Origin of the sequence: Pseudomonas sp. NPDC096917 (assembly GCF_044762555.1) — a bacterium.
GTDB lineage: Bacteria > Pseudomonadota > Gammaproteobacteria > Pseudomonadales > Pseudomonadaceae > Aquipseudomonas.
The window spans coordinates 172,030-190,465 of the sequence record NZ_JBIWEO010000010.1 but is presented as its reverse complement, the minus strand read 5'-3'; the positions used below and the strand labels follow the sequence as shown (position 1 = coordinate 190,465).

At 56.8% G+C, this 18,436-nt stretch carries 18 protein-coding genes, 1 tRNA gene and 1 pseudogene; 13 read left to right on the top strand and 7 right to left on the bottom strand.

What is annotated here, in order from left to right:
• Positions 1 to 71: 71 nt before the first annotated feature.
• Genes ACIQYF_RS13900 through xerC form a run of 7 tightly spaced genes read left to right on the top strand, consistent with a single transcriptional unit; the run spans position 72 to position 3,537 of the window.
• Positions 72 to 806 carry a hypothetical protein gene (locus ACIQYF_RS13900; protein WP_402862425.1) on the top strand — a complete coding sequence of 245 codons (735 nt, stop codon included), beginning with the start codon at positions 72 to 74 and terminating at the stop codon, positions 804 to 806.
• A gap of 54 nt (positions 807 to 860) precedes the next feature.
• Positions 861 to 1,187, top strand: coding sequence for a hypothetical protein (locus ACIQYF_RS13895; protein ID WP_402862422.1), 327 nt, complete (start codon positions 861 to 863; stop codon positions 1,185 to 1,187).
• Positions 1,184 to 1,378 carry a hypothetical protein gene (locus ACIQYF_RS13890; protein ID WP_402862419.1) on the top strand — a complete coding sequence of 65 codons (195 nt, stop codon included), beginning with the start codon at positions 1,184 to 1,186 and terminating at the stop codon, positions 1,376 to 1,378. The genes ACIQYF_RS13895 and ACIQYF_RS13890 overlap by 4 nt, the downstream gene beginning before the upstream one ends.
• 49 nt (positions 1,379 to 1,427) lie before the next feature.
• On the top strand, positions 1,428 to 1,769 hold the full coding sequence (locus ACIQYF_RS13885) for a hypothetical protein (protein WP_402862416.1): 342 nt from the start codon (positions 1,428 to 1,430) through the stop codon (positions 1,767 to 1,769).
• Positions 1,770 to 1,819: 50 nt separating this feature from the next.
• Positions 1,820 to 2,254 carry a hypothetical protein gene (locus ACIQYF_RS13880; protein ID WP_402862413.1) on the top strand — a complete coding sequence of 145 codons (435 nt, stop codon included), beginning with the start codon at positions 1,820 to 1,822 and terminating at the stop codon, positions 2,252 to 2,254.
• Between the two features lie 43 nt (positions 2,255 to 2,297).
• Positions 2,298 to 2,504, top strand: a complete 207-nt coding sequence (locus ACIQYF_RS13875; RefSeq protein WP_402862410.1) for a DUF4224 domain-containing protein — start codon at positions 2,298 to 2,300, stop codon at positions 2,502 to 2,504.
• Between the two features lies 1 nt (position 2,505).
• Entirely contained in the window at positions 2,506 to 3,537 is a 1,032-nt protein-coding gene (gene xerC, locus ACIQYF_RS13870; protein ID WP_402862407.1) for a tyrosine recombinase XerC, read from the top strand.
• Positions 3,538 to 3,617: 80 nt separating this feature from the next.
• Here xerC and ACIQYF_RS13865 read toward each other — a convergent pair.
• A tRNA-Leu gene (locus tag ACIQYF_RS13865) sits at positions 3,618 to 3,704 on the bottom strand.
• A 483-nt stretch (positions 3,705 to 4,187) separates the two neighbouring features.
• Between ACIQYF_RS13865 and ACIQYF_RS13860 the strand changes: the two genes are divergently transcribed.
• Positions 4,188 to 4,514, top strand: a complete 327-nt coding sequence (locus tag ACIQYF_RS13860) for a hypothetical protein (RefSeq protein ID WP_402862404.1) — start codon at positions 4,188 to 4,190, stop codon at positions 4,512 to 4,514.
• 104 nt (positions 4,515 to 4,618) lie between these two features.
• Here the strand turns inward: ACIQYF_RS13860 and gltS are convergent, their stop codons facing one another.
• Positions 4,619 to 5,839 (bottom strand): sodium/glutamate symporter, encoded by a 1,221-nt coding sequence (gltS, locus tag ACIQYF_RS13855; protein ID WP_402862401.1) that lies wholly within the window; start codon positions 5,837 to 5,839, stop codon positions 4,619 to 4,621.
• Positions 5,840 to 6,234: 395 nt separating this feature from the next.
• Positions 6,235 to 6,666, bottom strand: a pseudogene (locus ACIQYF_RS13850) (TauD/TfdA dioxygenase family protein); the annotation flags it as partial.
• Positions 6,667 to 7,109: 443 nt separating this feature from the next.
• Between ACIQYF_RS13850 and ACIQYF_RS13845 the strand changes: the two are divergent.
• Together ACIQYF_RS13845 and ACIQYF_RS13840 are read left to right on the top strand one after the other, a co-directional pair.
• Complete coding sequence (locus ACIQYF_RS13845; protein WP_402862398.1) at positions 7,110 to 7,691, top strand: flavin reductase family protein; 582 nt, start codon at positions 7,110 to 7,112, stop codon at positions 7,689 to 7,691.
• 141 nt (positions 7,692 to 7,832) lie between these two features.
• Complete coding sequence (locus ACIQYF_RS13840) at positions 7,833 to 8,324, top strand: hypothetical protein (RefSeq protein WP_402862395.1); 492 nt, start codon at positions 7,833 to 7,835, stop codon at positions 8,322 to 8,324.
• A 5-nt stretch (positions 8,325 to 8,329) separates the two neighbouring features.
• Here the strand turns inward: ACIQYF_RS13840 and ACIQYF_RS13835 are convergent, their stop codons facing one another.
• Positions 8,330 to 8,809 (bottom strand): AAA family ATPase, encoded by a 480-nt coding sequence (locus tag ACIQYF_RS13835; protein WP_402862392.1) that lies wholly within the window; start codon positions 8,807 to 8,809, stop codon positions 8,330 to 8,332.
• A 305-nt stretch (positions 8,810 to 9,114) separates the two neighbouring features.
• On the opposite strand from ACIQYF_RS13835, the gene ACIQYF_RS13830 reads away from it, so the two are divergent.
• The 3 genes from ACIQYF_RS13830 (at position 9,115) to ACIQYF_RS13820 (ending at position 13,158) form a co-directional block, all read left to right on the top strand.
• Positions 9,115 to 9,648 (top strand): RNA polymerase sigma factor, encoded by a 534-nt coding sequence (locus ACIQYF_RS13830; RefSeq protein ID WP_402862389.1) that lies wholly within the window; start codon positions 9,115 to 9,117, stop codon positions 9,646 to 9,648.
• Positions 9,641 to 10,609: a FecR family protein gene (locus ACIQYF_RS13825; RefSeq protein ID WP_402862387.1), complete on the top strand. Its 969-nt coding sequence runs from the start codon at positions 9,641 to 9,643 to the stop codon at positions 10,607 to 10,609. The genes ACIQYF_RS13830 and ACIQYF_RS13825 overlap by 8 nt, the downstream gene beginning before the upstream one ends.
• Positions 10,610 to 10,716: 107 nt before the next feature.
• Positions 10,717 to 13,158 carry a TonB-dependent siderophore receptor gene (locus ACIQYF_RS13820; protein WP_402862384.1) on the top strand — a complete coding sequence of 814 codons (2,442 nt, stop codon included), beginning with the start codon at positions 10,717 to 10,719 and terminating at the stop codon, positions 13,156 to 13,158.
• A 163-nt stretch (positions 13,159 to 13,321) separates the two neighbouring features.
• On the opposite strand, the gene ACIQYF_RS13815 is transcribed toward ACIQYF_RS13820, so the two are convergent.
• The 3 genes from ACIQYF_RS13815 to ACIQYF_RS13805 form a co-directional block, all read right to left on the bottom strand.
• Positions 13,322 to 15,697 carry a membrane-bound PQQ-dependent dehydrogenase, glucose/quinate/shikimate family gene (locus ACIQYF_RS13815; protein WP_402862381.1) on the bottom strand — a complete coding sequence of 792 codons (2,376 nt, stop codon included), beginning with the start codon at positions 15,695 to 15,697 and terminating at the stop codon, positions 13,322 to 13,324.
• 65 nt (positions 15,698 to 15,762) lie between these two features.
• Positions 15,763 to 17,103, bottom strand: a complete 1,341-nt coding sequence (locus ACIQYF_RS13810) for a carbohydrate porin (RefSeq protein ID WP_402862378.1) — start codon at positions 17,101 to 17,103, stop codon at positions 15,763 to 15,765.
• A 270-nt stretch (positions 17,104 to 17,373) separates the two neighbouring features.
• Complete coding sequence (locus ACIQYF_RS13805; protein WP_402862375.1) at positions 17,374 to 18,285, bottom strand: LysR family transcriptional regulator; 912 nt, start codon at positions 18,283 to 18,285, stop codon at positions 17,374 to 17,376.
• Positions 18,286 to 18,436 lie beyond the last annotated feature (151 nt).

The window sequence follows — 18,436 nt, the reverse complement described above, 5'->3', positions numbered from 1 at the left end:
CACGGCAACCACACCAAATGCAGCAAGTTGCGCCAGGCCGAAGCGGCTGAGCGAAGAGCCCGGGAGAGGGTATGACCAATAAACCGATGTTGAGCGTTGAGCGGGAGTTGCTGGAGGAATTGCTGGCAGCTATGAAAGAGATACATAGCCTTCCCGCAAAGTTCTATGGCAGCACCCTGGGTGATCGCGTGCGAGAGATTCTCGAAAGTGCAGCCGGCCCTGTGGCAATCGGAACCCTACACCGTGACTGCGACGAGCGCATTGTTTTTGAGTCGTCGGGTGAAATTCATATCAAGGACGGCATGAAGGTTTATTCCGAGCCAGCCGCCCAGCGCCAGGGCGAGCCGGTGGCATGCGCCCACGAATGGACTGATGACGGCGAATACCTACTTGTGTGCACCGCTTGTGGGGTGCAAGAGGATTACACCCAAGCATTGCAGCTCGCATTTGAGCTGGGCGGTACTGATGACGGCAGTTATCACCTTGAGGCTGAAGAGCTGTGCGAAGTTATAAGGCGCTACGCCGAGCAGCCCACGCCGGTAGCGGTGGTGATGCCTGAGCGCTCAAGTCAGGACTATGCAATCGAGCATGCCGAGTACATGGCCCAATCGGCCGATGACGCACTAGCGAAGTTTCAGGCGTATGGTCTGGCCCTGTTGGCGGTAGATGAGGGCGGCGACGAAGGCGAAGGCGAGCTATTCGAAGCGATCGATACCGCCCGCGGCGACCTTCAGAAGTCTCTGGTAGATCTGCGCAGCATGGTTTACGAGTTCCGCAAGCGCTCCAGCCGCTGCACATCCCTGTAACACCTAACCCTCCCCCAATTCAAAGTCAGCCGCTATAGCGGCGGAGGATGAGTCATGCCTGAAGAAATCAAATTGATCCAACCGGCCCCAGTCGTGCGCGACGCAAACGGCATGTTTGCTCACCCCGACATGCCCGATTTCGACGAGGGCGACGGAGACAAGGTGAAAGCCTGGGTTGCTGAGCAGGCGTTAGAAGTGGCAATGGTCAGCATCGAATACGCGGATCAAGCAATTGCTGATCGTTATTTTGAAGCCGGCGATCCGGACTGCAGCTACTGGGAGCCGGATCGGCCTGATGGCGAAAGCTGGTTCTGCCTGGCAATTCATGACACTGACGACGGCCCGGTCTGCTGGTGGGCACGCCGCGAGGTGGCGCCATGACCCAGCAACGTGAACCGCTGCGGCGGTCAGAAACAGACGAAGACCGTATGAACCTTCCGGAAGGCAAGACCTGCGGTGACTGCGTGCATGCCCGGCGCTGCACGATGATGTTCGGTCACATCCCGGAAGATGAGGCTTGCGACTGGGCACCGTCCCGGTTCCGCGAGGCAACTCAGCAGGTGACGCCATGATCGCCATCGCCTGGTTCGCCTACGTGTACAGCTACAAGGGGCCGCGGTGATGAACTTACCACCGCTGATCAGCAGCCAGCGATATCTGAACCGCGATGTCATCGCCAGAAAGGCTGCCACGTTCAAGGTCTTCGTTGTCAGGACAGTGACCATGGAGATTCGCGGCAAGCACTACCGCCTTCTACTGGATGGTCACCATAACCTGGCAGCCGCCCGCCTCGTCGGTGCAGAGCCAACTTGGAAAGGGCCAGCGCCGAAGTTTGAACGGATCATGAAGCGCATGTCGGCTGACAGTTTCGCCGCCTTCATGATCAACAACCTGACCGACAGCGACTGGTACTTCCACGATACCGGCGAAGTGGTTCCTGACCTGCTCGCACCACAACTCTAACCCCTCCCCCACTCAACAGCCTGCCGGTGTACGGCGGGCGAGGTATTCGTATGTCTGACAAAAATATCAAAGCCATCATGGACCAGGCGCAAGTGTTCGCCAGCAGCTGGTCGATGGTCGAAGGGCCGTTCGCCGCAGACGATCAGCTCGAACGCGCCGAAGAAGAGAAGGCGGAACTGAAGAAGCTGGTCACCGGTGCACTGGAGGGATCGGTGAACGCCCCGCAGGACGTCGGCGAAATGATCGAGTCGTTACTGGCGTGGCACAAGCGACAGGCCGAACAGCTGGAGGTCATCAGCGACAACGCAAAGGAAGGCGTGACGCTTCAGCTCGGCACCGACGACCCCGTCGAGATCGTTCTGACAAAAGACATGGCCAAGGGATTGAAGATCGGTCTCGTACTCGCCATCGAACGCCTCGGCAAACTGCCGATCAGCGTGAGCCATGACGGCGATGACGACTTCGATCCGGACGAAGACGAATAACCCATCACCACCTTGTGCCGCCACGCGCGGCATGGAGACGCTCATGAGCATCCAGTTTTTATCCCACGAGGAGGTTTGCGAGCTCACCGGCGCGCGGACCAAGGCAGGTCAGATCCTCAACCTGAAGAAGAACGGTGTCAGACACACCATCAAGATGAATGGCTGGCCAAGTGTCACGGCAATGGCTGTGACGGCCGTCGGTATGTTTGAGCCAGAGAAACCCGTATGGACACCACGCAAGGCTAGCTGACATGGGACGACGACCAAGTAAATCCGGATCAATTGCCCGGCTGCGAGAGCGAAAGAAAGCCAGTGGTAGGATCTTCTACTACTACGATACCGGCGGTAAAGACCGCAAAGAAATCCCGCTCGGCAGTGACTACGGCCTAGCGATCATGGAGTACGCCAAGCTCGAGCGTGACCGCACTGCAACCGACCTTGTGGCCAAGGTGATTACTTTCCGCTACGTAGCCGAGAAGTACCTGGTTGACGTAGTGCCTTCAAAGAAACCAGCAACGCAGAAGGACAACGTCAGGGAGTTGAAAAACTTGATGTCGTTCTTCGACGACCCGCCGGCCCCGCTCGAAACCATCCAGCCACTGCACGTCCGCCAATATCTGACCTGGCGCAAAGCCGCGCCGGTACGTGCCAACAGGGAGAAGGCCCTGCTCAGTGCGATCTGGAACTTTGCCCGGGATATCGGCTATACCGCGCTCGCCAACCCTTGCGCAGGAATCAAGGGCAACAAGGAGACGGGGCGGGACATCTACATCGAAGACGCACTCTTCAAGCGCGTGTACGAGAAAGCGGATGCCGGCCTACAGGACGCAATGGACCTCGCCTATTTGACTGGCCAGCGGGTTACCGACACTCGACTGATGGATGAGAGAGACGTTCGCGAGGGTCAGATATGGGTACTTCAAGGCAAGACAAACGCAAAGCGTCGAATTGAAATCACTGGAGAGCTAAGGGTTTTGATTGATCGAATCATGTCCCGAAAGTCAGAACACAAGGTCCGCTCGACGCGGTTGATCGTTACAGAGAATGGCACACCGATGTCGGTGGCGATGCTGCGGGGAAGGTTTGACTTGGCCAGGGAAGCGGCCGGGGTCGAAAAGTCCGAGTTCCAAATGCGCGACTTGCGCGCTAAAGCCGGCACAGACAAAGCCGAATCAAGCGGCGATATTTTGCAGGCAAGGGATCAACTTGGGCATACGACCGTCGTGATGACTGAGCAGTACATCCGCAACCGGAAGGGTAAAAAAGTCTCGCCAACCAAGTGAGTTGCGGACCAATCCAATAATTGCGGACCAAAAACGAACAAGGGCCTGCCTGATAAAATCACGCAAGCCCTTGATATATATGGTGCCCGAAGCCGGAATCGAACCGGCACGTCCTTTCGAACGGGGGATTTTAAGTCCCATGCGTCTACCAATTTCGCCATTCGGGCGGTAGCGCTGTAAAGCGGGTCATGCAGGGCAGGTTTTGACGTTTAAAACAATCAGTAGCCTGCGTGACAGGTGAACGAATATATAGAGCCTGCGCCGATGAGGCAAGTTGCTTAATGGCTTTTGAGTGATATTTTTTAAATTTTCATTCACGCTAAAACCATCGAAAAATCAGAGAGCTAGGTAACTAGCGGTTAGACAGAGTAAGAATTTTCTCCGTATGGAGGCAGATAAAAACACCAAGCTGACGGTTCTGGTAAAGCGTACTCGAATGGACCTGATATTTAGACGCAACGGGGTCGCCGCGTTTAAGGCGGTTTGAAAGGTGATGGTTTTTTTCAATGCCGCATTTAGTCTTGCGCTCCATCACGCCAGTCAATAGTCACCATCAAGCCTGCTGAGTTTGTTTTTCCGCCCGGAGTTGGATAATAGCGAGCATTGAATTGCGTCCATACCGCTTGCTGACACATTAAAGGTTTCAACCCATGCGTATTGCTGCCATTACCAGCGTCTTTCTGTTGCTGTCATCACTCGCAGGGTGCGCCAGCGCGCCCAACCAACCCACTTTGACCCTGGACACTCAAAAAACCCCTGAAGCCTACGCCGCCTGTCTGGTGCCAAAGCTGCAGGCTAAAGCGTTTGATCCGAATGTATCCCAGACCAATCGTCACTTTAGAATCGTGGTCTCCAGCTCACTGGCCGCAGACAATATTGTTGAAACATTCAAAGCCAGCACAGGGGCAAAGGTCGTTATCTATCAACGCAGCCTCTTCGCCCCAGACTTTGTGCAGACAGCCAAAGAGTGTGTCTGAACAAGAAAAAAGGGCCGGCACACGATTCGCCTGCCGGCCCTTGGGTGTTACACCGCACCGATCTCATCGCGGGCAAGTCGGCTCCCACAGAGGACAAGCCAAGATCAGCCCCCTGCCCCCATGAAAGGCAACGCCAAATACAACTTGATCACTATCGCGTTCATGATGTCGATGAAAAAGGCCCCCACCATCGGCACCACCAAAAAAGCGATCTGCGATGGGCCGTAGCGCTGTGTCACCGCTTGCATGTTCGCAATCGCCGTTGGCGTTGCTCCCAACCCGAAACCGCAGTGACCAGCCGCCAAAACCACCGCATCGTAATTGCTGCCCATGACGCGAAACGTCACAAAAATCGCGAACAGGGCCATCATTAACGCCTGCGCAGCCAAGAGAATGAAAACAGGCAGCGCCAGTGCGGCCAGATCCCAGAGTTTTAGCGACATCAGGGCCATCGCCAAAAACAGCGACAAACAGACATTGCCCAACACTGAAACTTCGCGCTCGAACACCTGATGCCACCCCAGCGCTGACAACCCATTACGCAGCACCACGCCCACAAACAGCACACACACGAACGTTGGCAGTTCAAAAGCCGTGCCCTGGATATAACCGCTCAGGAGTGTCCCGACCTGCAGGCTGATGGCAAGCAATGCCAACGTCTCGATAAACGAGAACGAGGTGATCAGGCGCTCCTGATTGGGTTGTTCAAAGCCGGTTGGCAGCCTCGAATCGGCTTGCCCCGCTTGCCCAAGACCCGGTGTTTGCACCCGCTTAATCAGAAAACGAGCCACCGGGCCGCCAATCAACCCACCCAGAATCAGGCCAAATGTGGCTGACGCAATGGCCAGCTCAGAGGCCGAAGGCACGCCGTATTTCTCACTGAACACCGCGCCCCATGCAGCCCCAGTGCCGTGACCACCCGACAAGGTAATCGAACCGGCCAGCAAGCCCATCAACGGGTCCAGCCCCAATACCTTGGCCAGCACTATACCCATCGCGTTCTGTGCCACCAGCAGGCCCGTCACCACCAGCAGGAAAATACTCAACACTCGCCCGCCTTTCTTCAGGCTGGCGAAATCCGCGTTCAAGCCAATAGTGGCAAAGAATGCCAACATCAGCGGCACCTGTAACGAAGGATCAAACCGTACTTCCACATCAGTGAACAGACGCAGAACCAGAAGCAGCACAGCCACTAATAACCCGCCAGCAACCGGCTCCGGAATATTAAACGTGCGCAAAAAACCGATTCGGGCCACCATCCCGCGCCCCAGTAAAAGCACCAGCGAAGCCGCTACCAGCGTGGAATAAAAGTCGAGTTGGAGCATCGGGCTGCATCCTCTGTATTGACCATCAAGCACACTCACTCCAAAGCTTCGTGCAGTGAAGGAGCCGTCCCCTCGTCGCTTCAGGCTGAGTCAAGCGAGGTATTTCCTACAGTCTAGATGCCTTTTGCGACAGCAATCATAGACTTGAGTGTATAAGCCGTTCGCTCACCGCCAACCTTTGTGGGCAAAAGCCGTAGCACGAGGGCATCACTATGGAATATCCGATTCGACTCGCAACCTGCCAGGATGCTGACGCAATTAGCCGCGTGGTGATCAGCGCATTAAAAGAATCCAATGCACAGGACTACTCGCCCGAGGTCATTGCCAACGTGATGCAGAACTTTTCATCCCAGGTAATTGTGCAGTTGATGTCCCGCCGCCAAATAACAGCGTGCCCCCCCCTCGGACGGCAGTTCCTGGGCATGCAGCATCGAGCCCAGGCTTGGCAGTTCTTTATAAGACAGGTCGGAATGCCAGAACTTGCCAGCATCCCCCAGGCCGATGGATTGGCCGTTTTCAATGATGTTGGAAACGATGAGGATTTCCGGGTGGCCGGTGAGCAAAAACTGCTTGAGCACATGGATTTGCAACACGCCAAAGCGGCGGCTGAAATCGATCTGCTGCTGCGCAGTGATGCGCTGATCTCGGAATACCACCACATGATGTTCAAGATGAGCACGGTGAATACGGGCTAAATCCTGGTCATTGACCGGCAGCGCCAGGTCCAGACCGATTATCTCGGCACCTACGGCGCCACTGAACGGGCGAATGTCGAAGACTTGAGGGGGGATGCCAACGGCATTCGCAGAGGCAGACGGTGCAGACATGATGTCACTCCCACACGGTGCGCAATCAAAGGCGCGCACCTCGATCAGAAACTCACGGTGGTCCCGTGTTCGTTCATTTCGTGCGGCGCGCCGATTGGTCGGCCTGTACGCAGGGAGATAACTTTATAGGCATAAGAAACTAAATTTAAATACCTTTAGAGAATAACGATATGACGCATTGAGCGCGCCACTCAGTCAACGAATCCGAAATCCAAGACCCGGCGACTCATTTGCGTACCGCCCAGGCCTTGGGACGAACGCTTTTTTCCTGAGCAATCCCACTGACGGGGCTGAACAAATCCGGCACTATCGCAATGCTTGCAGCGGCCAACGCTCGTGTCTACAGGGCCCGCTTAAGTACACAGATTGTCGCTATTATCGGCCCACTCGCCCTGCCCGGTATCGCGCAGGTCGCGCACTCGGGACACTTTAGAGGAGTAAAAATGGACAAGCACATTGCCGCCGTCCCCTTGGACAAAGCCTATCGACTGATCAATCACGGCCCGACGATTCTAGTGTCGGCACGCCATGCAGGCGTGCAGAACGTCATGGCGGCCTCCTGGGCCTGCGCGCTGGATTTTGCCCCGCCAAAAGTCACCGTGGTATTGGACAAAAACGTCAAGACCCGCGAACTGGTGGAACACAGCGGGTTGTTTGTGATTCAAGTACCCACCGTGGCGCAGCTCAAACTGACCAGTCAGGTTGGCAGCCTGAGCTTGAATACCGACCCACACAAGCTCAGCGACAGCGGCGTTGAACTGTTTGAGATCGATGGGCATGACCAGCCATTTGTAGCCGGGTGTTCTGCCTGGCTGGCGTGCAAACTGATTCCGGAACCCCACAACCAGACCACCTATGACTTATTCATCGGTGAAGTGGTCGGCGCCTGGGCCGACACCCGGGTGTTCACGGACGGGCACTGGCATTTCGAAAACGCCGATCCGGCCTGGCGCAGCCTGCATTACATCGCGGGCGGACACTATTACGCGACCGGTGAAGCGCTGGATGTTGATGATGTCTTGTAGCCGCTTTCGAGGTGCGAGGTTGCGATCGGTTGCGCAGCAGCCGCAACCCTATAGCGTCTGCGTTTTTATCTAAAACAGCCCTAAAGCCCCTGCTCCAGCGGCCGATGGCCTTTAATGAATGGGCTTAAAGGATAAAACATCATGCTCGGCAGCATAAACAACCTGGCAACCAGCTTGAACGTTCCTGGCGCGTCAAACGTGAACACATCAGGCACCGCCAGCGTGAATATTCCAGATGCGACCGGCACCACCCGCAAGACCGTGATCCCAAACGCCGACAATACGGCTGTGTCTGATTCCGAGGCGACAGCTACCCGCGAAGTCAAGCCGCGTGCCGCCCGAGGGGCCGCGTCAGCACCTGCGGACGATAGTGACGACAGTTCCGACATCGTCAAACAGCTGAGAAAACAAATTGCGCGCCTGCAAAAACAGCTGCAACAACAGTTGCAAGAGATGCAAAGAATTCAGGCCAGCAATCAGACGGCAGAGGCCAAGGCCGCCGCCTTGACTGCGGCTCAAGCTGCCGTGACAACCACCACTACCGCCTTGCAAGAAGCGACTGCTGCACTGCTGCAAGCTTTGACCGTACAAGGTGGCAGCAGCTCGGGCTCGATGGTCAACACCTCAGCCTGATCCGCTTAGTGAGCAACGATATTCAAACCTTCTTGCTCATTCGGGGCCTGGAAGTGGCTCGTAATCAGGTCGAACTCGGCATCGGTCGCAGCGAAATCATGATCACCTGTGGCATTGCGCGCCCTTAACCGGGCGCGGCACGTATCGTCATCGACAGCCAGGTAATGCAGGCAATGCGGCACCTGAGCGCCATCAGCCAAGGCGCGCAGCCATTCGCGATCAGCGCGCGTATTGGCCGGTACATCCAGTACCACGCTCACCCCCGAACCCAGCAGTTTGATCACCAACGGTTGCAACACCTGACGAATTCGTCGGGCGCAGCGCACGTAATCAGCCACCGAATGAATCTCATCGGGATAGAGCGCCGCCAACCAGCGATCTTCGCTAATCAAAATCGCGGCGTGTTGTTCAGCCAACGTTGTTGCCAGCGTCGATTTACCCGAAGCGATCTTGCCGCACATCAGATGCAATACAGAGCGGGTCATGGGCGTCTTTCCTATTGGCGAGCCAACGATCATGCCCAAACACGCAGTCCACGAGCAAGTGCCCCCCGCGGCGGACATTCCACTTTCACGTTGCTGTCCGCTTGGGACGGCATCCACAGATCATTCAGCAACACGGGGGCAGGAGCTGCAAATGCACGCCCTTTCGGCAATCGGATTCGATTCTGCCAACGCGGATGTGCCCAATCACAAGGGCCATAAAAAATTATGTGGTAATGATAGTAATTCTCAATAGAATGCTCGCCGGGCACGCGGGATTTGCGTGGGGATGGCGGGAGCGGTTCGGCATGAGCACACAGGACAATCAGCAAAAGCTGAGCGAGCTGTACATCAACCAGCGCAGTGCGCTGGTTCGGATGCTAGCTCGGGTGGTGGGGTGTGCCAGTCTGGCAGAAGACCTGGCGCAAGAAACCTATGTCAAGGTGGCCAATGCCTTAAACACCCGGCCAATCGAATACCTGCACCCTTTTCTGTACCAGACCGCCCGCTATCTAGCCTTCGATCACCTGCGCAGTTTGCGCAGCAAAAGGCGTTTCGAGTGCCAGGTCAGTGATGAGCGCCACCTCGCCGAAATTGCCACCCATGCGCCCGGCCCCGACAGTCAGTTGCAAGGCCAGCAGTCGCTGAAGCAGTTTCAGGCAGCGCTCACCACCCTGCCCAAGCGCCAGCAACAAATTCTGGTGCTGAGCAAATTGCATGACCTGTCCAAAGTGGAAATCGCCCAGCGCCTGGAAGTGTCGATCAGCACGGTTGAAAAAGATTTACGGACTGCGCTTAATGCCTGCGCCAAAGCCATCCAGAAGCAAGCCTCCCATGACTGAATTACCAGACGCCTTTGTTGCGCCCAGCGAGCACGTGCAGCGCCAGGCCACTGATTGGTTCGCCCGGCGCGAGGAGATGGCGCAACAGCCAGCGCTGCGTCAACGCTTTGAGCAATGGCAGCAGGCAAGCCCGGAACACGCCGCCGCGTACCAAACCCTGGAAACACTGTGGCAAAGCCATGCGTTCGAGCAGGCGCTGCGCAGCCTTGACCTCGACCTGCCAGCCGCCCCGGCACGCCCTGTCCGCACAGAACGCAAAACGTGGCGGGTGGCGACAGCGGCCATGGTCCTGATGATGCTCACCAGTGGCTGGCTCGCCGACTTGCCGATGCGTCTGCGCGCCGATCAGATCACCGCCGTAGCCGAAGTTCGGCACCTGACCCTCGACGACGGCTCGCAGATTGTGCTCGGCAGCCATAGCGCCATCAGCACTGACATTAACAACGACCACCGACGCGTGCGCTTGCTACGCGGCGAGCTCTACGTCGAAGCCTTTCATGATCCCTCGCGCCCGCTGACCATCAGCGCGGCGGATGCCACCGTGACCGTAGTGGGCACCCAGTTCAGCGTAGGGCTACAAGGTTCGGACGTGACCGTCTCTGTGCGTGAGGGCAACGTTCGCTTTGCCGACCCGACAGGTGAGCACAGTCTGTTGCTGGCGGGTAACTGGCAGCAACTCAAGAACGCTCACCTTCAAGCCGTGAACACCGAAGGTGCTGAACGGCAAATGGCGTGGGTGCAAGGCCGACTGTCCTTTCAGGACCAACCGCTGGCTGAGGTCCTGAACACCCTTGGACGCTATTACCCGCAGCCCATCCTGCTGTTCAACGACGACGCCGCCAAACACCACGTCAGTGGCAACTACCAATTGGATAATCCAGTGGCAATCGTCGAGGCTCTGAACAAGGTGACGTCGACTCAACTGACCCGCTTACCGGGCGGCATGCTGGTGATTCACTAAAGCCAACCGCGGCCTGAATATTTTTTTAAAAAGCTTTACGGCTTTCGCGAGCTCAACCCGTCAAGGTGTTTGTTGTTGCAAATACTTCCTATTCGCTCGGGGCTCGCATGTACTTTCCTACCCTCAGCACCACCTATGCACGCAGCGCGTTGGCGCTCGCTGTATTTCTGGCATACAGCAACGTTCAGGCCGTCGAGCCCGCCACTCACTCTGTCAGCAATCAAGCGCTTGAGACTCACACCTTTGCCATTGCTCGCCAACCGCTGACCAGCGCGCTAGACCAGTTGAGTACGCAAAGCGGCCTGCAAGTCGCCTACTCATCAGACATGGCCCAAGGAAGAGTGTCGCCGGGTGCAAACGGCACCATGACCACCCACCAGGCGCTGACCCAGTTACTGACAGGAACTGGCCTTGAAGCGCAGCCAAGCGGCGAAAATGCAGTGGTTCTGGCACCGCTGCCCCAGGCCGGATCCGCCCTGGAACTCGGCGCAACAGCGGTCACCACTAACCAGCTGGGCACCGTTACCGAGGGCTCGGGCTCTTACACACCGGGCACCATCGCTACCGCCACGCGGCTGATTCTAACCCCCCGCCAGACGCCGCAATCGGTCACCGTCATCACCCGCCAGCACATGGACGACTTCGGCCTCAACAACGTCGACGATGTGATGCGCAACACCCCCGGCATCACCGTATCGGCCTACGACAGCGACCGCTCCAACTACTACGCGCGCGGTTTTTCGATCAACAACTTCCAGTACGACGGCATCCCTTCAGCGGTGCGCAATGTCGGTTATTCGGCGGGTAACACCTTGAGCGATACGGCGATTTACGACCGCATCGAAGTGATCAAGGGTTCAACCGGCTTGCTCACCGGCGCAGGCTCGCTGGGCGCGACCCTCAACCTGGTGCGCAAAAAACCGACCTCCGAGTTCAAGGGCCACGCCTCGCTAGGTGCAGGCTCGTGGGACAACTATCGCAGCGAAGTCGACGTGAGCGGCCCTTTGACCGAGACCGGTAACGTCCGTGGTAGAGCGGTAGCGGCCTACCAGGACAAAGATTCGTTCATGGATCACTACTCGCGCAAAACATCGGTCTACTACGGCATTCTCGAATTTGACCTGACGCCCGACACGCTGTTGACCGTCGGCGGCGACTACCAGGACAACACCCCCAAAGGCTCCAGTTGGTCAGGCAGTTTTCCGCTGATCAACGCCAAGGGCGATCTCAACAGCGTCAAGCGCTCGTTCAACAACGGCACCGACTGGAGCAGTTGGCAGCAATACACCCGCACCGTGTTCGCGACCCTTGAACATGACATGGGTGGCGGCTGGGTGACCAAGCTGCAACTCGATCACAAACTCAACGGCTACGATGCGCAACTGGGCTCGATCCAGGGCGCTTACCCGTTCGAAGACGGCACCACGCCGATCACCGCCCAGCGCTACGTGGGCGACACCCGCAGCAACTCCGCCGACCTGTATGTCAGCGGCCCGTTCCAGTTGTTCGGGCGCGAGCATGAAGTCGTCTTGGGCGGCTCCATCAGTTCCGCGCACTGGAAAGGCCGCGGCTACTGGAACCCCCTCTACCAGAACCCCAACGTGGTGGATTTCGACAACTGGGACGGCCACGCCGAAAAACCGGCCTGGGGCCCTGTTGGTCAATACACCGACGACGTGATTCGCCAAACGGGCACCTACATGACCACCCGGTTCAACGTCAGCGATGACTTGAAAGTGCTGGTCGGCGGTCGCGTGGTGGATTACCACATGACCGGACTGACGCCGTCCTTCCGCGAGTCGGGACGATTCATTCCTTATGTCGGTGCGATCTATGACCTCAACGACACTTACTCGGTGTACGCCAGCTACACCGACATTTTCATGCCGCAGGAAAATTACAACCGCGACAAAAATGAGCGGCTGATCGAACCAGATGAAGGCGAAAACTACGAAGTCGGGCTTAAAGGTGAATATTTTGACGGCCGCCTGAATGCCAGTCTGGCTTACTTCCAGGTCAAGGAAAGCAATCGCTCGGTCGCTGATGATGCCTATAACAACCAGACCCCTACCCCGCCGAACTATGCATTCATCGGCACGAAGGCGGTGACCAAAGGTTTTGAACTTGAGGTGTCGGGCGAACTGAGCCCGGGCTGGCAGGTACAGGCGGGGTATACCCACAAAATCGTGCGCGATGACAACGGCGAGAAAATATCCACGTTCGAGCCGCAGGATCAGCTCAAGGTGTACACCAGCTACAAGCTCAAAGGTGACCTCGACAAGTTCACCGTCGGGGGCGGTGCTCGCTGGCAGAACACCGCCTGGCAGAATATCTACAACTCACCGCGCAGTCAGTACCAGAAGTTTGAGCAACCTGACTACTGGGTGGTTGACCTGATGACCCGCTACCAGATCAGCAAAAACCTGTCGGCCACGCTGAACGTCAACAACGTGTTCGACAAATCCTATTACACCAACATTGGCTTCTATAACTCGGCAGTGTATGGCGAGCCGCGTAACTTCATGGTTACCACGCGCTGGGATTTCTGATGCCCTGCGCATGTTGAGCACAGGCCAGAACACTGATGCCGCCCTAGGGTCTGTTACCGTTTCATTGCAGCCGCGACGAAACGGCAACAACCCCAGGCTGCGATCTGCAGAGGTTAAAAATCAACAGATCGCAGCCTTCGTCAGGCCTATACAGGGTGTTGGGTTAGTCCAGTTTAAAGGCAATCACACTGTCGCCCAGTGTGGTGCCCAACGAACCATGCCCACCGGCCGAGATGATCACGTATTGCTTGCCATCACTGCCCATGTAGGTCGATGGCGTGGCTTGGCCACCGGCTGGCAATTCGTACTGCCACAACAATTCACCTGTGTTGATGTTGTAAGCACGAATGAAGTTATCCGCCGTGGCACCATGGAACACCACACCGCCAGCCGTCACCAGCGGACCACCGTGGGCCACCATGCCCATAGGAAAACCAATCGGGAAACGCCCCGGCAAGAAGCTGGTTTTCAGATTTTTGGTGTTACCCACTCGGCGCATCCACTCGGTTTTGCCGGTGTTCAGATCAACCCCGACCATACGCCCCCATGGCGGCGCAATGCAGGGCACACCCAACTCAGAGGCGAACTGCTGGATGTGGATCGCGTAGTCGCCCTTAAAGTTTTCGTTCCAGTACGGCTGCCCCTCTTCGGTGAACAAACGTTTTTCTTCGGTCTGCGGCGAACGCTTGATCAGGTTGTATTTGTACGCAAGGCGCACAGGAGCAGCGATCAACAACTGACGATCCGGGTCTACCGCGACGGAGCCCCAATTGAAAGCACCGATGTTGCCCGGGAATATCAGCGACCCGCCCTCAGTGCTCGGTGTCCATGGATTGGCATCGTAACGCAGGTTTTGATAGCTGATCCGGCACGACATCTGATCGAACGGGGTCAGGCCCCACATGGATTTTTCAGTCAGTTTCTCAGGAATAAAGTTGAGTTTTGACACCGGCTGAGTCGCTGCGAAATGTTCACCCGGCACGCCGCCTGTCGTCGACACCGGCACTTGATCCACCGCCACAATGGGCTCACCGGTCAAGCGATTGAGAACAAAGATGTTGCCCACCTTGGTCGGCAACAACAGCGCTGGCTGCTTTTGGCTGCCTTTGCCCAGATCCATCAAGGTGGGTTGCGAAGGGTTGTCGCGGTCCCACAGGTCGTTGTGCGAGGTCTGGAACTTCCATTTGAAGGCACCGGTTTTCAAATCCAAAGCCACCAAAGTGTCGCGGAATTTTTCGGTGTTGCTGTCCATTTGGCGCTGAGTGCCCAATTCGTCAGGCGAGGCATTGCCAAAAGGCACGTACACAAGACCGTTGGCGACGTCTGCGCTGAGGGTGCCCCAGGCCACTGGCGTGTCTTGAGGGTAGATCTGCCCGGCGGCTATCGGCTGGGTCTGCTCAGGGTTGGCCGGGTCGAAGTTCCACACCAACTGACCGCTGATCACGTCGTAGGCACGAATCACCCCGGACGGGTTACCCCTGTTGTAGCCGTTGTCCATCACCGAGCCACCCACGATGATCAAGTTGCCAGCCACCAGCGGTGCGGCCGTCTGCATCAAGGCGTGGGAGCGTATATCACCCATGTTGGCGGTCAGGTCGACGACGCCGTTATCACCGAAATCAGCGCACAGTTTGCCCGTGTCGGCATCCAGTGCCACCAGCTTGGCGTTGGCCGTGGCAGTGAAGATACGCTTCTGGCACTGCTGCGGCTGCGCCGACGCTTGAGCCGATTCAGCCCCCGCTTCGAAGTAACTCACACCCCGGCAAGTCTGATGCTGTTGCAGGTAAGAACGGTCTTTTTCAGTCGAATACTTCCAGGCCAGGGCACCGGTTTGCGGGTTCAAGGCGTGGACTTCGTTGTGCGCGGTGCACAGGTACACATGATTATTGACCTTCAGCGGCGTGGCTTCGAAGGTGTATTCACTGGCGTCTTTGGCCGGGTCGCGCAGGTCGCCGGTGTGGTATTCCCAGGCAACTGTCAGTTTGTGCGCATTGCTTGCGTCTATCTGCTGCAAGCGCGAGAAGCGCTGGCCCTTCTCCGTGCCACCGTAAGCGGCCCAGTCATCACCGGCACCGTCGGTGGTGGTAGACGCCACCGGCGCGTCGAGCGTGCCTTGCACCGGGTAAGGATCATAAAACATGATGGCCACGACCATCGCCATCATGATCACCACGGTTGCGCCAAGCAACGGATGAAAACGTTGTTGGCTTTTGGCGTCTTGCGCCTGGTACAGCGGGCGTACCACCCACGGCAGCGCCAGCCACAGCCCGATCAAGGCAAACAGATCACCGCGCGGGATCCACTGCCATTTGTCGAAGCCCACTTCATAAACTATCCAGATCAGTACCCCCCACATCAGCACGGCATAGAGGGTCAGCGCCGATTTTTTCTTCCGGTACAACAGCACCGCCGTTGCCAGCACGACCACAGCAATGATGGCATAGGCCGGTGAGCCGCCAACCGCAAGCAATTTGCCGCCCATGTACAAAAGGGCTATGCCGAGTATCGCCATGACGATACTTGTCACTCTCAGAATCATGATTGTCTACCTGTGGTTATAAAATTAAGCCGCATACCCCACCGCATCATGGGGGGCTGGGGGTCTCAAAAGACGGTGTTGACGGTCAGGCCCACCACAGTGGCGTTGTCGACTTCATACACGCCGCCAGGATTGGCCAGGTATTGGATGTTGGGACGCAGCATCAACCAGGGCGTGAGCTTGAAGTCGTAATGAATTTCGGCGGCATACTCTGCATGTTGCAGCGGCTGGTATGCAGGGTTGTTGTAGTCATCCAGACTCAGCGCCTGATCATGTAATCGCTGGTTTTTGGTCAGCGCCGGATTGACGTGCAGTTCACTCAAGCCAATGGCCAGGGAGTCCTGGGGCCGGGCATCAAACGGCCCGGCATAAATGGCCCCGACCTGAGCCTGCCAATCCAGGGTGCTGCTGCGTTTATCATACTGCGCGTAGTGGGCAAACAGGCTCAAGCCGCGCTTGGTGTCGCCACCGACCGTGGTGATTTGTTGGCGCGCGTAGGCATAGATGCCATAGCGACCATCGAGTTCATCAGCCGCCTGACCGGTCAGTTGCTTATCGTTGCCATTGCGGTCTTTCAATACATCGTTGGCACTTGCATCGTTCCAGTAACCGCCGAGCATGTACTTGCCGAGCATCCCGGCGTCCCCCAGGGTCGGGGTCCAGCCGACCTCGCCCACATAGGTCGTGCCTTCGCGGCCTGAAGTGCTGAGCTTAAAGCCGTTGTTGCGCTCAAGCAGGGTCGGGTTGTACTCATAAGCCCCGACCTGGAAATAGGTTTGATGAGGCAGGTTGATCTTGATTCGACCGCCCCACTGACCGACAGGCGAGTTGTACCAAACAGTCGAGGCATGCCCTACCAGGCCCCCACACAGGGAGTTGTTCTGGAACACGCAGCCGGTCGAATCGAAGTCGCTGCCAATAGGCAAACGGCCGACCTTTATGTCCAGCACATCGTCGAAGTACTTTTGCTGATAAGCCAGGGTGGTAATGCGCCACGTCTGGCCACGCCCATAGTTTTCCTGCACCGAAGAACCCAGTGTGCCGGTACGCGGATCAGCAAGACGGTCGTTGGTGATGTCTCGGCCGCTGCGCTCGGTGATCAACAGTTGCAGATTGGCGTCGCTCCAACCCAGTATTTTCTCAAGATCAAATGCCCCGCCCATGTTGAACTGGTCGGTGTACCGGGCGGTGTGATCGTGGTCGAAACCGCCTTTGAGGTTGGCCGCACTTTCAGATTGATAACTGAATTGAAAGTCATACCCTTTATCCAGTAACTCGGTCCGCAAACCCTCCCAATCTCCTGTCATCCAGCGCGACGACGGCGAAAACATGGGTTCACTGGCCCATACTCCGGCCGCCCAAATACTCAGCAACAATGTGCTGAAGGGAACGACTTTGTTATTCACATTGTTACCTTCGAGTTATATACACGACACGTTAAAACGCGGCACACATTGCGTGCGCGAGTGCGATATGAAAGAAGGCAGGCTAACACGCAAAAAGTTAGCTAGCTACCTAACATAGAGAGCAAGAAAAATCCAAAAATCCTCTCCAGCCCTTTTATTACGGGGCTTTCAGCGCTGCCATCCAGCACATTTATACCCACTATCTACCCGATGGATAACACGGTCACAGCCGTAAGTTTGAAATGATCGCGTGGCTGTTACTTATGAAAATCAAAACGAAACAGCGATGTCCTGAATAACATCTCTTAACCACATCACCCCCGGCTCATAATGATTTCTCGGGTGCCATGCCATCTTCAACGCAAACTCCGGCACGCTGAATGGCAACTCATACAGTTCAAGCCCTTCGGCGCCCTTCATCAGCAGCGAGGTCGGCAAGGTACACACCAGATCACTGTGGCAGAGCATTCCGGGCACCAATGAAAGTTGCGGCAAGGTCGCCACCACATTGCGCTGGCGCCCCAACGTCGACAGGTACTCATCGGCATAGCCGCGCGGGTTGAGGGTGTCGCTGGAAACCAACAGGTGTTCCAGTGCGCAATACCCTTCAAGGTCAAGGGGCCCCTGACCTCTTGGATGGCCTTGGCGCTGGGCCATGACAAACCCGCAAGGCAACAACGTGCGGGTTTTCATGTTGTCCGGGATGAGCCTTGCGTCATCAATCAGCAGGTCGATATCGCCCTGCTCAGCTTGCGCTGCAATCGCACCTTTGTGCACCCGGCTAAAACTGAAGCGCAACTGATGGGGCGCATAACATCGCAGGCTGTCGAATAACGGGCCCCCAAAGACCGCCATCGCACTGTCACTGGCGGCCAGTTTGAAGTGCCTTATGTCCTTGCGAGGATCAAAGCTTGGCTGAAAGCGGACAACCTCCTTGAGCCCCATCAAAGCCAGGGCCAACGGCGCCTTTAGCCCCAAGCCCATGGCGGTAGGTGTCATGCCGCGGCCTTTCTCGGCGGGCAACAGCAACGGGTCATTGAACACCAGCCGCAAGCGCGATAATTGCGCCGACAACGCGGGCTGGCTGATGTTGAGGCGCTGTGCAGAACGGGTGACATTGCACTCCTCAAGCAATACCTCAAGCGACACCAACAGGTTCAAATCGATGTCACTCAAATGCATAAATGCCTCCAGATAAACATGCAGGCTCTGGCGCTGACCGCGGCTTGATCAGACGACGAGTACGCGCATAAATCCCTTGTTGAATTAGTTGGTGTACTGAGCATATAGTCGATCAACCTATAAAGCCAGCACACAACAAAAGGTCCGATGC

What these genes read in the sequence shown, in the direction of transcription:
- xerC (WP_402862407.1), top strand. Translation starts at nt 2,506, where the DNA reads ATGGGACGACGACCAAGTAAATCCGGATCAATTGCCCGGCTGCGAGAG.
- ACIQYF_RS13840 (WP_402862395.1), top strand. Translation starts at nt 7,833, where the DNA reads ATGCTCGGCAGCATAAACAACCTGGCAACCAGCTTGAACGTTCCTGGC.
- ACIQYF_RS13830 (WP_402862389.1), top strand. Translation starts at nt 9,115, where the DNA reads ATGAGCACACAGGACAATCAGCAAAAGCTGAGCGAGCTGTACATCAAC.
- ACIQYF_RS13890 (WP_402862419.1), top strand. Translation starts at nt 1,184, where the DNA reads ATGACCCAGCAACGTGAACCGCTGCGGCGGTCAGAAACAGACGAAGAC.
- ACIQYF_RS13880 (WP_402862413.1), top strand. Translation starts at nt 1,820, where the DNA reads ATGTCTGACAAAAATATCAAAGCCATCATGGACCAGGCGCAAGTGTTC.
- ACIQYF_RS13835 (WP_402862392.1), bottom strand. Translation starts at nt 8,809, where the DNA reads ATGACCCGCTCTGTATTGCATCTGATGTGCGGCAAGATCGCTTCGGGT.
- ACIQYF_RS13805 (WP_402862375.1), bottom strand. Translation starts at nt 18,285, where the DNA reads ATGCATTTGAGTGACATCGATTTGAACCTGTTGGTGTCGCTTGAGGTA.
- ACIQYF_RS13900 (WP_402862425.1), top strand. Translation starts at nt 72, where the DNA reads ATGACCAATAAACCGATGTTGAGCGTTGAGCGGGAGTTGCTGGAGGAA.
- ACIQYF_RS13860 (WP_402862404.1), top strand. Translation starts at nt 4,188, where the DNA reads ATGCGTATTGCTGCCATTACCAGCGTCTTTCTGTTGCTGTCATCACTC.
- ACIQYF_RS13885 (WP_402862416.1), top strand. Translation starts at nt 1,428, where the DNA reads ATGAACTTACCACCGCTGATCAGCAGCCAGCGATATCTGAACCGCGAT.
- gltS (WP_402862401.1), bottom strand. Translation starts at nt 5,839, where the DNA reads ATGCTCCAACTCGACTTTTATTCCACGCTGGTAGCGGCTTCGCTGGTG.
- ACIQYF_RS13825 (WP_402862387.1), top strand. Translation starts at nt 9,641, where the DNA reads ATGACTGAATTACCAGACGCCTTTGTTGCGCCCAGCGAGCACGTGCAG.
- ACIQYF_RS13875 (WP_402862410.1), top strand. Translation starts at nt 2,298, where the DNA reads ATGAGCATCCAGTTTTTATCCCACGAGGAGGTTTGCGAGCTCACCGGC.
- ACIQYF_RS13815 (WP_402862381.1), bottom strand. Translation starts at nt 15,697, where the DNA reads ATGATTCTGAGAGTGACAAGTATCGTCATGGCGATACTCGGCATAGCC.
- ACIQYF_RS13895 (WP_402862422.1), top strand. Translation starts at nt 861, where the DNA reads ATGCCTGAAGAAATCAAATTGATCCAACCGGCCCCAGTCGTGCGCGAC.
- ACIQYF_RS13820 (WP_402862384.1), top strand. Translation starts at nt 10,717, where the DNA reads ATGTACTTTCCTACCCTCAGCACCACCTATGCACGCAGCGCGTTGGCG.
- ACIQYF_RS13845 (WP_402862398.1), top strand. Translation starts at nt 7,110, where the DNA reads ATGGACAAGCACATTGCCGCCGTCCCCTTGGACAAAGCCTATCGACTG.